At 35.9% G+C, this 13,181-nt stretch carries 11 protein-coding genes; 4 read left to right on the top strand and 7 right to left on the bottom strand.

The annotated features are described in order from the left end of the window. Nucleotides 1-12: 12 nt before the first annotated feature. Nucleotides 13-825 carry an SDR family NAD(P)-dependent oxidoreductase gene (locus CLU83_RS02105; protein WP_100430091.1) on the top strand — a complete coding sequence of 271 codons (813 nt, stop codon included), beginning with the start codon at nt 13-15 and terminating at the stop codon, nt 823-825. A 325-nt stretch (nt 826-1,150) separates the two neighbouring features. Here CLU83_RS02105 and CLU83_RS02110 read toward each other — a convergent pair whose 3' ends face one another. The 7 genes from CLU83_RS02110 to CLU83_RS02140 all read right to left on the bottom strand — a co-directional run bounded on the left by CLU83_RS02110 (nt 1,151) and on the right by CLU83_RS02140 (nt 10,546). Continuing rightward, nucleotides 1,151-1,699 (bottom strand): transposase, encoded by a 549-nt coding sequence (locus tag CLU83_RS02110; protein WP_100430092.1) that lies wholly within the window; start codon nt 1,697-1,699, stop codon nt 1,151-1,153. A 425-nt stretch (nt 1,700-2,124) separates the two neighbouring features. Next, entirely contained in the window at nt 2,125-2,799 is a 675-nt protein-coding gene (locus tag CLU83_RS02115; RefSeq protein WP_157801967.1) for a hypothetical protein, read from the bottom strand. A 164-nt stretch (nt 2,800-2,963) separates the two neighbouring features. Next, nucleotides 2,964-3,473 (bottom strand): hypothetical protein, encoded by a 510-nt coding sequence (locus CLU83_RS02120; protein ID WP_100430094.1) that lies wholly within the window; start codon nt 3,471-3,473, stop codon nt 2,964-2,966. Next, a complete protein-coding gene (locus tag CLU83_RS02125) occupies nt 3,470-4,300 on the bottom strand; it encodes a DUF4747 family protein (RefSeq protein WP_100430095.1) in 831 nt (276 codons plus the stop codon). The genes CLU83_RS02120 and CLU83_RS02125 overlap by 4 nt, the downstream gene beginning before the upstream one ends. Before the next feature lie 301 nt (nt 4,301-4,601). Then, nucleotides 4,602-5,690 carry an efflux RND transporter periplasmic adaptor subunit gene (locus CLU83_RS02130; RefSeq protein ID WP_100430096.1) on the bottom strand — a complete coding sequence of 363 codons (1,089 nt, stop codon included), beginning with the start codon at nt 5,688-5,690 and terminating at the stop codon, nt 4,602-4,604. Beyond that, nucleotides 5,680-8,964 (bottom strand): efflux RND transporter permease subunit, encoded by a 3,285-nt coding sequence (locus CLU83_RS02135; protein WP_100430097.1) that lies wholly within the window; start codon nt 8,962-8,964, stop codon nt 5,680-5,682. The genes CLU83_RS02130 and CLU83_RS02135 overlap by 11 nt, the downstream gene beginning before the upstream one ends. A gap of 196 nt (nt 8,965-9,160) precedes the next feature. Beyond that, entirely contained in the window at nt 9,161-10,546 is a 1,386-nt protein-coding gene (locus CLU83_RS02140) for a TolC family protein (protein WP_100430098.1), read from the bottom strand. 162 nt (nt 10,547-10,708) lie between these two features. On the opposite strand from CLU83_RS02140, the gene CLU83_RS02145 reads away from it, so the two are divergent. The 3 genes from CLU83_RS02145 to CLU83_RS02155 all read left to right on the top strand — a co-directional run bounded on the left by CLU83_RS02145 (nt 10,709) and on the right by CLU83_RS02155 (nt 13,153). Then, nucleotides 10,709-11,743: a sensor histidine kinase gene (locus CLU83_RS02145; RefSeq protein ID WP_100433578.1), complete on the top strand. Its 1,035-nt coding sequence runs from the start codon at nt 10,709-10,711 to the stop codon at nt 11,741-11,743. Next, on the top strand, nt 11,743-12,444 hold the full coding sequence (locus tag CLU83_RS02150; protein ID WP_100430099.1) for a LytTR family DNA-binding domain-containing protein: 702 nt from the start codon (nt 11,743-11,745) through the stop codon (nt 12,442-12,444). The genes CLU83_RS02145 and CLU83_RS02150 overlap by 1 nt, the downstream gene beginning before the upstream one ends. 382 nt (nt 12,445-12,826) lie before the next feature. Continuing rightward, nucleotides 12,827-13,153: a GIY-YIG nuclease family protein gene (locus tag CLU83_RS02155; protein ID WP_100430100.1), complete on the top strand. Its 327-nt coding sequence runs from the start codon at nt 12,827-12,829 to the stop codon at nt 13,151-13,153. The last annotated feature ends 28 nt before the right edge of the window (nt 13,154-13,181 follow it).

Genomic DNA, 13,181 nt, shown 5'->3' on the forward strand with positions numbered 1-13,181 from the left:
ACAATAGAAAATATGTCAAAAACAATTTTAATTTCAGGAGCATCAAAAGGATTCGGAAGAGTCTGGGCAGAAGCATTTTTAGCAAAAGGCTATCAGGTAGCTGCAACAGCAAGAAATATCGACACCTTAGCCGACTTAAAAGCACAATATGGAGATGCTATTTTACCGCTAAAATTAGATGTAAACAAACGTGAAGAATCGTTTGAAGTAGTCAAAAAAGTGCAAGAGCACTTCGGGAAAATTGATATCCTGATTAATAATGCCGGTTATGCTTTAAACGGTGCTGTTGAAGAAGCCAGCGAAAGCGAAGCAAGAGCACAATTCGAAACCAATTTCTTCGGAACTTTATGGTTAACACAGGCTGTTCTGCCGATTATGAGAAAGCAGCAAAGCGGTCACATCATTCAGGTTTCTTCTATTTTAGGTATTGTCACTTTACCAGTTTTAGGACTATACAATGCTTCTAAATTTGCCGTTGAAGGTCTGACCGAAACGTTGGCTTCAGAGGTAAAACAATTCGGAATCAATGTGACTTTATTAGAGCCAAACGGTTATGCTACAGATATCTGGGGTAATGGATTCAACAGCCAGAGCATCGACGCTTATGATGGACTAAAAAAAGCAATTGTAGATGGACATGATCCTGATACTTTTGGAACAATAAGTGCTACAGTTCCAGCGGTCATTAAACTGGTTGAAGCTGCAAACCCTCCACTACGCCTATTTTTAGGAAAAGTTGCCTTGCCATTCGCTAAACATACCTACGAACAAAAAATTGCCACATGGGAAGAATGGGCTGACGTTTCTGTAGCCGCACACAGATAAATTATACCCTGATTTTTTTAAGTTCATTAAACGGGATTGTTTCTTATTAGAAATGGTCTCGTTTTTTTATGAGGAGATGTTTCCATTGAACTCTTCAGGGAGCGGGAAAATAGCGAGATGATTTTAGGAGCAGAAAATCTATTTTCATAAAGACTTTTAGTCCCGCTGTCCGTTGCAATCTTGTGAGCCGAACCCCGGCTCACAAGGATTTTCACTTCCATCGGGGCTAAACGAGAAATTTAGTTTTTCATAAAAATTTTAGTCGATTGTATTGTGACGTTCGCCTCTGCTAGCGCGAGCGTCCCGCTCGTGCCCGCAATCAAAATTAATTTATATCTATTTCCAGAATTGTATGGTCATTATTGCCATAATTTCTAGCACTGCTATATTTCCATTCTATGGGATCTGTTACAAATCCTGCTTCAACTGGGTTATTATGAATGTAATTCAGTTTTTGTTCAAATACTTTCAATGACCAAATTTCAATTGGATGATTGTTTTGTTGCCAAAACTGTCTAAAGGTTACATTGCTGTTTTTTTTGCCTGCTCTTTCAAACATCCACAACATCCATTCTTTTCTGCTTTCTTGTGGATTTTCTTCTATTAATTTTAATAGTTTTTTGGATGTAAAGCCTTTGAAATCTCTAATTAATCCTGATGGATCGCCTAATGCGGAACGGAAGATTAAATGGACATGACTATGCATAATACAATATCCATAAATTTCCATTCCTTTGTTTTTTCTGCAAAAATCTAGAGATTCTGTGATAGTCGAAAAATAAAGGTCTCTTGTAAAAACATCTATCCAATTCACTGTAGCAAAACTTATAAAATAAGCTCCCGATTTTTCTCCAAACTTGTACTTTTCGCTCATATTATTAAAATAAGTTTTCCTCAGATTGCGGGCACGAGCGGGACGCTCGCGCTAGCGTAGTAGCATTGGTGTTGGACAATCTTATACGCTTTGTTTACTTCGATTGCTGGCGCGAGCGTCCCGCTCGTGCGCACAATCCAGCAACAGTATTCTAAAATATATTTTGTGGTAAGCTATCCTTCAATTGTTACTTAATCTCCCTGTTATCTTTTTGTATTGTTTAAAATGATGTTCCTACTTTGCGTTCACGAGCGGGACGCTCGCGCTAGCGGTTGGGTTTATAGTAGAATTTTTAGAAAGATCCTATGTTCGGCTAGCTGGCGCGAGCGTCCCGCTCGTGCGCACAATGTAAGTTACCCTTCAATTGTTACTTGATCTTACTATTATCTTTTTGTATTGTTTAAAATGATGTTCCTACTTTGCGTTCACGAGCGGGACGCTCGCGTTAGCGGGGGCTTTTCTTTTCGGTTTTTATATATTAAAAAAACAATTCCACCAAAAATTATCAAATAAAAAATTACTTTGGCTGTTAGTTCACCCCACAGGAATGCTCTAGTGCTACTTTCGTAATTATTAAATTGATTTTTTATACTTAATCCTTTACGAAACTTAAATGATGAAATTATTTTCTCTTTCTGTATATTAAATTTTTCGGCATTATCGGCCGAATGGATAAATACAAGGACATATGTATAATTATTTAAAAACAACAAATAATTATCCCACAATTTTTGCTCCCCGCTTATTGACGTTTCAGTACTAAAATTTAAAAATTTTAATCCTTGAATACTTATTATCTTTTTTCTCAATAGCTTTCCTTTGGAACTGTTTAAAATTCCTTCTTGTGCACCATCATAATATTTCATCAAATCTTCTACGCTTTCAATAGTAACTATAGTATCTTTTTGTATATTTTTTGTTATTATAACAATACTATTGTCTAAGAAACCTTTGATGATTTTTTGTTGTAAGGTGTCAGATATTTCCAAATCTTGGGGCATAGCAATAGAAAAATTTTCATCGATTTTATAAGCAGCTAAATTCTGTGCAAAATTGCTAGACATAAAAAGGAGAAAGAATGATAAAATTATTTGTCTCATATCGGTATTGTTGTTTTTTCAGCATCACGCCTAACGTTCGGTTTATTTTAAAATAAATATTTGCAAGTATAATAAGTCGTGACATTTCTTATGGTTTGTCTGCTTTACTTTGAGGGCACAGAATGCAATTTTGCGCTATCGTTGCGTAGATCTGCGTGGTTGGGTTACATTTTATTATCTTCCTCTTTCTTTTTAGACAAATAAATAGAGCGATACATCGAAAACTTCAATGTATCCATAATACAAAACCATGTCGCTAACATTCCATATAAAAACAAGAATCCTAAAAAAGAAATAAAAATTTTATTTTGAAGCCATATACCTTCAGTAAAAGTTTCTAGCCAATAAGACGTGATGCTGTACAAAAAAATTGACAAAATCAAGCTAATAAAAAGAGACAGCAGAGTTATTTTAAACGACCATAATAATTCTGTAAATGTGTTACTTTCTTCCAGAAATTCAATGAAATCGTTGTCTGAAGAAGACATGATAATTGCCATTGCTGTGAAGAATAATGAGAAAATTATTGATAGAACAGTCATTGCAACATTATAAAAGGATAATGCGAACTTCATGTTTATATAATCTGGAAGCAAATAAAAGATTAAGAGATTCAACAAAAAAGAAGCTCCAAAATCCCAACATAATATTAATGATTTTATGCGTCGTTTCATTCTTGATGATTTGTTCTTTGTTTAATTTTTTCAAAAGTAAGATTAAGATACTGAATAATTTTATTCATTCCACTTTTTTCAACACTATCTGGTAAAATTTGAGTAATTTCTTGATTTCTCTTTGCTGTACTAATAGTTACAGGGTTACCTTTTTTATCAAAGCCATTTGCTTCAGCAAAGCCATAACCATCTTCTGACATTGCCATTTTTGCAATTGTTTGATCATCCAGTGAAATCCCTTTTTCATCGGAAGATTCTTGGATTTCTTTATATTTAGTTATCCTATTTGCTTGCATTCTTTCATCCGTAGTTCTCCATAAATCAGCGTTATTAGGATTTGATGGGACTAATCTTATTGATACACGTTTGATATTCGTTAAATTACGAGCCTGCTCAATAAATGAATATTTCTCACTAATACTTGAAATTGAAAATTCAAAATTTTGTCCTTTATGATTATTATTAAAAAGATTTGTAAATATTCTACAAAACATAGTTTTTGAAATCACATTTTTAATCTCTTCAAATGCAATAACCATTTCATCTGTATTAATTAAAAAGAGTGATTTAGCTATTATATTATTAACTGTTCCACCTTTTTTTACTGTGTCAGTTGATTCATCCAAAACTTCACCTCTTCCATATGGGTCATATTTTATTAGGTATCCTTTTATATAAGATCCTTTTGTTTCTACTTCAACAATTTTGTATGAATAGTTGTTGAATCCTTCAGAAGCAACACTTTTAATTCCGTCAATTATGAAAGGTTTTTTTGGTCGATTATCAGTAATATTTAGATGCAACCTATTGAAAAACATTTTAGACATTTTTTTCTATTTTAATTTAATCAAATATATTATATTTATTATAAAATTACGGAAAAGTTTACTTTATAAAATTAGATCCTGTATTTTCCAAAATATCATTTTACCACAACAACAACCATGTACTTTTAGTTGTTTATCCCTTATGAATACTAAAGCCCTAGCCCTGATAGAAGCGGTATCCTTTTATTTTTTCCTTAAAAAATAAAAGATACAAGCGGATAGCAGGAATAAGCTCCTAAAAAAAAATGCCGTAAAACCTAAGTCTTACAGCACTTTCCCCCAAATTAACCAAATTAAAAAACTATTCCTTTATATCATCACCTTCCTTAATTTCTTCGCTGGCAATTTTTACCAGTTTATCATTTGAATTCAAATCACCAAATATTTCAATTTTATCATCGATTTCTCTTCCTTTTTTGACATCGATTCGAGTGGCTTTTTGGTTAACCACTTTAATCACAAAAGTCCCTTCAGCAGCATTCACCAATGCCGATTTTGGAATTACAAATGTGCTGTCTTTTGCGTTAAGCGGTAACAGCACTTCGGCCACCATTCCAGGCAATAAGTTGCCACTGGTGTTGTGTACATCCATTTCTACACGCTCCGAACGCAGTTTCAAATCCAAAGCGCCAGACATTCTCTGAATCTTGGCTTTGAAAGTATCAGGCAGTGATTTTACATTAAAACTCATTTCGTCGCCATTGTGTAAATAGCCCGTGTACAGCTCCGGAATAGAAACCGCCAAACGCAGTTTATCCTGCTGCTGAATCGTCAGTATAGGCAGATCGGAACCTTTTCCGGAAGGACCAACATACGTTCCTAAATTCACATTTCGAGCCGCTACAACGCCGTCAAAAGGAGCGCGGATTTCCAGATAACCTCTCATAATCGAAACTTCTTTATGCGCCGCAATCGCCGCCTGATATTGTGCATAATCAGAATTCTTTTTACCGCTTGCCATTTCCAGATCGTTTTTAGAAATTGTTCCTTCAACTTTGCTTGTTTCATACAAACGGTTGTAGGTACTTTTGCTGGTGGTATAAATGGCTTCCATCGATTTTAATCTCGATTCGGCAGCAGCTAACTGCGAACTGATTTCGGGAGCTTCCAAAACAATCAAAAGCTGTCCTTTTTTGACTTCTGTTCCAATATCCACTTTTAAAATTTTGACAAAACTGCTCACTTTTGCATACAAATCCACTTGCTGAAAACCAGTTAATTCGGCGGGTAAGCGCAATTCGGTGGTTAGTTTTTCTTTTTGCAAAAGAAAAGTTTCTGTTTTAGGTTCGATTTCAGTAACAGCAGTTTCTTCTTTTTTAGAATTACAGCTGTTTAGGAAAAATAGTGCTGCAAAAAACAGCGCGGTCGGTTGTATAATTTTATTTTGCATTTTTCGGATTTATTGATGAGATATAATGGATACTTTCTTCGTCTTCCGGATCTAAAGAAACGGATTGTGTTGTGGTATGTTCCTGCGCCCAGGCAAAAATCAAAGGCAATATGAGCAGCACTGCAAAGGTCGAAAATAATAACCCGCCGATAACGGCTCTTCCCAATGGTGAAACCTGATCACCGCCTTCGCCGTGACCAATTGCCATAGGCAGCATTCCCGCAATCATCGCTACCGAAGTCATGATAATCGGACGAAGACGCAGCGCCGCAGCTTCACGAGCCGATTCTAAGGCGTTGCCATTTATTTTTCGCAATTGCTCGGCATTGGTAACCAATAAAACAGCATTTGCAATCGAAACTCCAACCGACATGATGATTCCCATATAGGATTGTAAATTCAGCGTTGAGCCTGTAATAGTAAGCATTAGCAATGAACCTAAAACTACCGCTGGAACTGTCGTTAAAATCACTAACGAAACCTTGAATGACTGAAAATTAGCGGCCAGCATTAAGAAGATTACGAAGATGGCAACTAATAATCCAACTTGTAAACTGCTTAATGTTTCTTCCAATACTTTACTCATACCAATTGGCGAAATAAATAACCCCCGAGGTAATTCGCCCAATGAGTTTATTGTTGCAGCTACATCTTTTGTCGCCGTCCCCAAGTCGGTTTGGTGGATGTTTGCTGTAACAGTAATGTATGGCATGGCCCCTAAATTGTCGTTTTCACCGCTTACAAATCCCGGCGTAATTTTTGCCACGTCGCTCAAAACAGGACGAAGAGAGTTTTTCAATACCGGAATTTCCCCGATATCGGTTTTGCTTTTCATTTGATTCAGCGGTACCTGAACCTGAACGTTTACTGATAAACCTGATTTTTCATCAATCCAAGTGTTTTTCTCCGTATATCTCGATGATGAGGTGGAAGCGATCAGTGAACGCGAAATATCATTCATATCAACTCCCAATTCAGTGGCACGAGTTCGGTCAATGTCAATATTCATCGCTGGATAATGAATTGGCTGTCCAATCTGAACATCTCTGAAATAAGAGAATTTTTGAAGTTTCTCGACAATTTGATTCGCATAAGTTTCATTTCGCTTCTTGTCTTTTCCTGCAATTCGAATTTCAATTGGAGTAGGAGAGCCTTGGCTCAACACTTTATCGGTTAATTCAATTGGTTCAAACGAAATTTTCACATCCGGCAGAATTTTTTTGATTCGAGCTCGAAGATCATCTTTAAATTCGTCCATATCAGCTTCATAATCTTTCAGACTTACTTGAAAAACGGCTTCATGAGAACCCGCCATGAACAAATAAATAGGGTTTATGGAGAACAATGACGGATGCGAACCTACATATATCGAAGAAATTCCGATGTGTTCATTACCGACCATTTTCTTCAATTCTTTCAGAACCAATATTGCTTTTTCCTCGGTGCGTTCGATACGGGTTCCATCGGGAGCGCGCATTCTCAATTGAAACTGGCTTGAATTTACTTTAGGAAAAACATCTTTCCCAATAAACGAAATAAACACAACCGCAAGAGCAGTTATTGCGATTAAATAGGTTAAAGCAGCGGCTTTTTTGAACGGAAATAATCGATCCAATGTTCTCATAAATCGGATTCTAAAACGCTCAAAAGCAACAATTTTTCCGTTATTATTAGTATCGTCTTTTTCGATATACGCTTTTTTCTGCGTAATCAATTCTTTCTCCGATTCTGGAGTTAATCCGCAGGCGTTAAATTCGGCTTCATCATCCGTGATATTTGGCTCGTGTTCGTGTTTTGGATGGTCTTTCATCAGCCAGTTTGCCATTACAGGAACAAATGTCTGCGAAAGCAAAAAGGATATTACCATCGAAAATCCAATGGCTAATGCCAAAGGTAAAAACAAAGCACCCGGAATTCCAACCATCGTAAAAGCGGGTGCAAATACGGCAAGAATACAAAGCAGAATCAATAATTTTGGCAGTGCAATTTCCTGACAGGCATCCCAAATGGCGAGTGCCTTGGGTTTTCCCATATCGAGATGCTGGTGGATATTTTCGATCGTTACGGTACTTTCATCCACCAAAATTCCAATTGCCAAAGCCAGTCCGCTCAATGACATTAAGTTGATCGTCTGCCCGAATAATTTCAAAAACAAAACTCCTGAAATAATCGAAATTGGAATCGTCAAAATTACAATCAAAGCTGCGCGTCTGTCTCCAAGGAAAAGTAAAACCATCAAACCAGTCAAAACCGCTCCGATAATTCCTTCGGTTATTAAACTTTTAACCGAGTTGATTACATAAACCGATTGGTCAAATTCATAAGATAATTTTACATCTTCGGGAAGCGTGCTCTGAATTTTAGGCAGTTCGGCTTTTAATTTCTGAACCACATCCCAGGTCGAAGCGTCTCCTGCTTTTGCAATACTGATATAAACCGAACGTTTTCCGTTTACCAAAGCGTATCCGTTGGTAATATCGGCACCGTCTTTTACAGTGGCAACATCGCCTAATTTTAAGTTCTGAACACCCCCTTTAAACAACGGAATCTGCTCAAAATCCTTAATTTCTTTGATCGTATTATTGGTAGGAGTGAGGTAGTTTGTATTTCCAATCCTAACATTCCCAGAAGGAGCCGTTTGGTTGTTCACGCGAATCGCTTCCACAACTTGATCGGGTGTCATATTGTGCGAACGCAGTAAATCAGGATCTACGTTAACCTCTACCGTTCTTGGGCTTCCGCCAAAAGGTGCCGGCGATAATAAACCAGGAATCGAAGTAAACGATGCACGAACATAAACGTTGGCTAAATCCTGTAATTCATTATTGGAACGTATTTTACTGCTCAAAACCAATTGCCCGATTGGCAGTGAAGAAGCGTCAAAACGAATGATAAACGGCGGTTGTGTTCCCGGAGGAAAAGCCGCCTGAATTCTATTGGATAATGAACTCAATTCGGCTGCAGCCTGAGCCATATTCGTATTTTCGTAATAGGTTAATTTCATAATCATTAACCCTTGAATATTCTTAGTTTCCACCGATTTTACGCCATTGGCAAAAGGTAAAATATTTACATAATTCTTAGCAAAGTAAGCCTCCATCTGGTCTGGAGTATAACCTCCAAAAGGATGCGCAATATAAATTACTGGCAAATTCATTTTCGGAAGAATATCTACTTTGATGTCTTTGATAGCACCAATTCCGAAGAAAAATAAACCTGCCACCAATACTAAGATAGAGATGGGTTTGCGGAGTGCAAAACGTATTAAATTCATATAATTTTAAATTAAAATTCCCATTTAGTTGTAAGTATTAAGAAAAAAATGAAACACATAGAGGCATAGAAAAAAAAGATTTTGATAGACTAATAATTGGTTTCACATAGACTATGCATTCTAAAACAAAGTGAAACGACTAATTAAAAATTAATACTGGCTATGTTTCTATGTGTTTAAAATATATTTCAAAATATTAAAATTCATTTGTAAATAAGTCAAAATTGCCCGTGGCAGCCACTTTCAGCAAATACGATTGCCACACATTGTTATTGATGATGTCACGATCAATTTCGGCACGATTCAGCGTAAACATGGTTTGCGTTAAATCGGTTAGATCGGTCAAGCCATTTTTATATAAAGTTGATTTTTGCAAATACGCTTTCTGTGCAGCATTGACCTGAATCGGTGCTTCGGCGTAATTTTCCAGTGTAATTTTTATTTTATCATCAGCCAATGCCAATTGCGATTTTAATTCTCTGTCCGCCTGATTGTATTCTTCCTGCAAAGCAGCAGAAACAAACTTTTGAGCGCTCACTTGTTTGCTCATTCTGAAAGGAGTCGTCAGATTCCAGCTGATACCGATTCCAACCAAATAATTAGAGCGGTCTGGATTCACGCCATCCCAATAATTTCGGGTAAAAGCAGTCTGATCGATGGCATAGCCGGTATCAAATCCAGATGCGCGGGTCTGCAGAACGCCAAATGCGCTCATCGTTGGATAATAAAAGCGTTTGTATAATTTGACCTGCTGGTTGCTGTAATCGACTTTTGTTTTATACAATTGCAATAAGGGATGCAGGCTGTCTGATGCTTTTTCGTCGAAAGCCAATTGTTTCGGTATCTGATTCACAAAAAGCGTATCGGCAATGAAATCCTGCGGGGCAACTCCCATCAAATCGACCAGTTTATTATTTTGCTCTTTGACAAAATTTCGAGCCAGATTCAATGCGATTTTAGCTTTTGAAACTTCGGCAGTTGCCAAAGTAGAATCCACTCCGGCCAATAATCCGTTTTTCACTCGGGCTACAGCTGTCTTTTTGAAAACTTCTGCACGGCTTAAATTCTTTTGCTGTGAAATCAATAATCTTTGGCTTGCCAATAAATTCAAATAAGCAGATGAAATTTTGATTTGCTGTTGGAATTTTTCTTGGTTCAAATCTTTTTCTTTAGCCAGAACATCGACTTTGGCTAAATTGATTTTTTCCTGCGTTTTTCCGAAAGTGAAAAAATCCCAGTTCATGTTGACCAAATACAAAGCTCCAAAAGCGGCGTTCCAGTTTTGTTCCGGAAGTGCAGGCCCAGATGAAGCAGTTCCTAAACCATTAAAACCGTATAAAGCGCCATTCTGCCCGTTGATTGTTCCGTAATCCTGCTGAGCCGATAGGTTTAGATTAGGCAGATAATCGCGTTTGGATTGTTTAAGCGTTTCCAGCGAAGCATTGCTGTAATTGCTTTTAGCTTTTATAGAACCATAGTTTTCAAGACCTATTTTCAGCGCTTCTTTTAAAGACAAAGTTTGTGAAAAACCAGAGCTGGCAAAAATCAGGAAAAGGAATAAAGTGATTTTTTTGAAATACATAAAACTCAAATATGAAATTATGCCTCAAAATTATTTCTCTTAAGCGGATAAATACCTCCTTAAATGACGAACGAATATTATAAATGACCAATTCAATTGGTCATTTAATGCGAATAATAATTAAAAAATTGTAGTTAATTTGTAAACTATTTAAGTATGAAAATGAACAAAAAGTTTAATGATATAATGGAGAATAAATGGTGGCAGGAAATTGCTGTCGTCACTTTTTCATTTACGATTTATACCTTGAAAAATGATTGGATGTTATTCAGTTCTTTCATTTCCATCTTGATGGGTATTTTTTTCTACTGCATTTTATACATGCATGCCCAATTCAACCGCTTTTTTATACTGCCTATATTATTCAAACAGCAAAGACCATTGACTTATATAGGTTTAACGCTGTTGGGAGCATTTGTGTTTTCGATAATTTTATATGAAATTACATATTTGGATATGTTTGCCAAATGCCATTTGTATCAAAACTCACATCAGCGAAGTTATGCCTATCAATTGGCGAGTGTTTTAGGGACATTGGTATGTATTTTGAGTCCGATAATTGTTTTTAAATTCTACCGAATTAATAAAAAGCAAACTGATGAAACATTGCTTTTCAACCAAATGCAGCTGAATTCTCTGAAAGGGCAGCTGAACCCTCATTTTTTATTCAATACTTTTAATACGCTTTACGGAATTAGTCTGGAATTTCCGGAAAGAACGCCAGATTTAATCATGAAAGTGTCGCAGTTAATGCGATATCAATTGGAAAGCAACAACAAGCAATGTGTTTCTCTAGAAGAAGAACTGGAGTTTATAAACAGTTATGTGCAGCTCGAAAAAGAGCGCGTCGGTTATCGCTGTGATATCACCTATGATTGCAAAATTGATAACGAAAACGCTTATAAAGTGTCGCCAATGCTATTGATTGCTTTTATTGAAAATGCTTTTAAGCACGGGACCTGCGCTATCGAAAAATGTTTTGTCCGCATTATTATTACGGTCGAAAACGGCTTACTGCATTTGCATGTAGTGAATTCCATTCCGAAGAAAACCGATGTGGTTTCGACCAAAATTGGTTTAAAAAATACCATCGAACGTTTGAATCTGATTTATGGTAAAGACTATAATTTGGATATTAAAGACGATAAAATTACCTATATCGTAGATTTGAAAATACAACTCAAAAAGCTTGCATAATGAAAGAACCAAAAAAATGCATTATTGTTGACGATGAACCGGCAGCGCATTATGTTTTGGCGAATTATATCAAGCAGAATCCGCAATTAGAGCTTGTTTTTCAATGTTATAACGGCATTGAAGCGATGGATTATCTTCGGGAGAATAAAGTTGATTTGATGTTTTTAGACATTAATATGCCCGAAATTTCAGGAATGGAATTATTGAAAATTATTCCCAATCACCCGAAAACCATTTTGACTACTGCTTACTCTGAATTTGCATTGGAAAGTTATGATTACGGCGTGATTGATTATCTTTTAAAACCCATTTATTTTCCAAGGTTTTTGAAGGCTGTTGAGCGTTTTTTCTCCATGGAAATTATAAAAATCGAAGCAGAAGAAGCGGTTGTTAATTTCATAAGCGTAAAAATCGATGGATATTTGACAGACATTGAATTAGACCAGCTTTTGTATGCGCAGAGCTTTGGTAATTATGTGAAACTGCATACTGTCAAAAAAACGTATTTGGCCTCGATTACGACCAGTGAATTAGAAAAATGCCTTCCCGAAAAAAACTTTATCCGCATTCATAAATCATACATAGTGGCTATCGATAAAATAGACGATGCCGACAAAGATTTTGTTTTTATTAAAAAAGAAAAACTGCCTATTGGAATCACTTATAAAAGAGAACTGATGGACCGTTTGAAGAAAAACTAGAAATAAAGTGCTTACTAACTCAATTATTTCGAAAATGAAGGCTGCTATGATTTATTTCCTGCAGGTTTTTTTTGTATCTATTTCTTTCATGTTTTGTCATTCCGAGGTACGAGGAATCGCATAAAGTTTGTGACGCGCTTTGTATTCTTTAGGCTTAACATTTGGATGAAATTAGCTATTATTGTATTAGCGGAAATATTGCAGAGTTACTTGTGTGATCCTCCTTCGTCGAGATGACAAACTTCATGCATGTTCCGTTCGTGTTTTGTCATTCCGAGGTACGAGGAATCACATAAAGTATGTCACTGAATATGAAGTCTATTTCTGTAAGTTATTATAAATTTATTAGTATTGATTGAAAGTCTTATAACGGTATAAAATTATGATTGAATATACAGAAGGTTATCATAGCTATTATGTTTATATTATTACAAATAAATATAGGTCAACTTATTATGTTGGTATGACAAATAATTTAGGGCTAAGATTGCAACAGCATAAAGAAAACATAGAAAAAGGAAATAAAACTTTTGCTTCAAAATATGGTATTAAATTTTTAGTTTATTACGAAAATTTCACATGGGTTGAGCAAGCTATAGCTAGAGAAAAAGAAATTAAAGGATGGAGAAGAGAGAAAAAGCTAGATTTAATTCGTTCGTTTAATGATAATTTTGAATTTTTAAATTACCGTTTTGAAAGTAGAATTTGATTGAAGAAAAATAGATTGCGGAGTTACT

The sequence above is a fragment of the Flavobacterium sp. 1 genome (assembly GCF_002797935.1).
Lineage (GTDB): Bacteria > Bacteroidota > Bacteroidia > Flavobacteriales > Flavobacteriaceae > Flavobacterium.

Bases quoted from the DNA above. Each gene is read 5' to 3' on its own strand.
- CLU83_RS02110 (WP_100430092.1), bottom strand. From the start codon at position 1,699: ATGAGCGAAAAGTACAAGTTTGGAGAAAAATCGGGAGCTTATTTTATA.
- CLU83_RS02130 (WP_100430096.1), bottom strand. From the start codon at position 5,690: ATGCAAAATAAAATTATACAACCGACCGCGCTGTTTTTTGCAGCACTA.
- CLU83_RS02105 (WP_100430091.1), top strand. From the start codon at position 13: ATGTCAAAAACAATTTTAATTTCAGGAGCATCAAAAGGATTCGGAAGA.
- CLU83_RS02135 (WP_100430097.1), bottom strand. From the start codon at position 8,964: ATGAATTTAATACGTTTTGCACTCCGCAAACCCATCTCTATCTTAGTA.
- CLU83_RS02120 (WP_100430094.1), bottom strand. From the start codon at position 3,473: ATGAAACGACGCATAAAATCATTAATATTATGTTGGGATTTTGGAGCT.
- CLU83_RS02140 (WP_100430098.1), bottom strand. From the start codon at position 10,546: ATGTATTTCAAAAAAATCACTTTATTCCTTTTCCTGATTTTTGCCAGC.
- CLU83_RS02150 (WP_100430099.1), top strand. From the start codon at position 11,743: ATGAAAGAACCAAAAAAATGCATTATTGTTGACGATGAACCGGCAGCG.
- CLU83_RS02125 (WP_100430095.1), bottom strand. From the start codon at position 4,300: ATGTCTAAAATGTTTTTCAATAGGTTGCATCTAAATATTACTGATAAT.
- CLU83_RS02145 (WP_100433578.1), top strand. From the start codon at position 10,709: ATGAACAAAAAGTTTAATGATATAATGGAGAATAAATGGTGGCAGGAA.
- CLU83_RS02155 (WP_100430100.1), top strand. From the start codon at position 12,827: ATGATTGAATATACAGAAGGTTATCATAGCTATTATGTTTATATTATT.
- CLU83_RS02115 (WP_157801967.1), bottom strand. From the start codon at position 2,799: ATGAGACAAATAATTTTATCATTCTTTCTCCTTTTTATGTCTAGCAAT.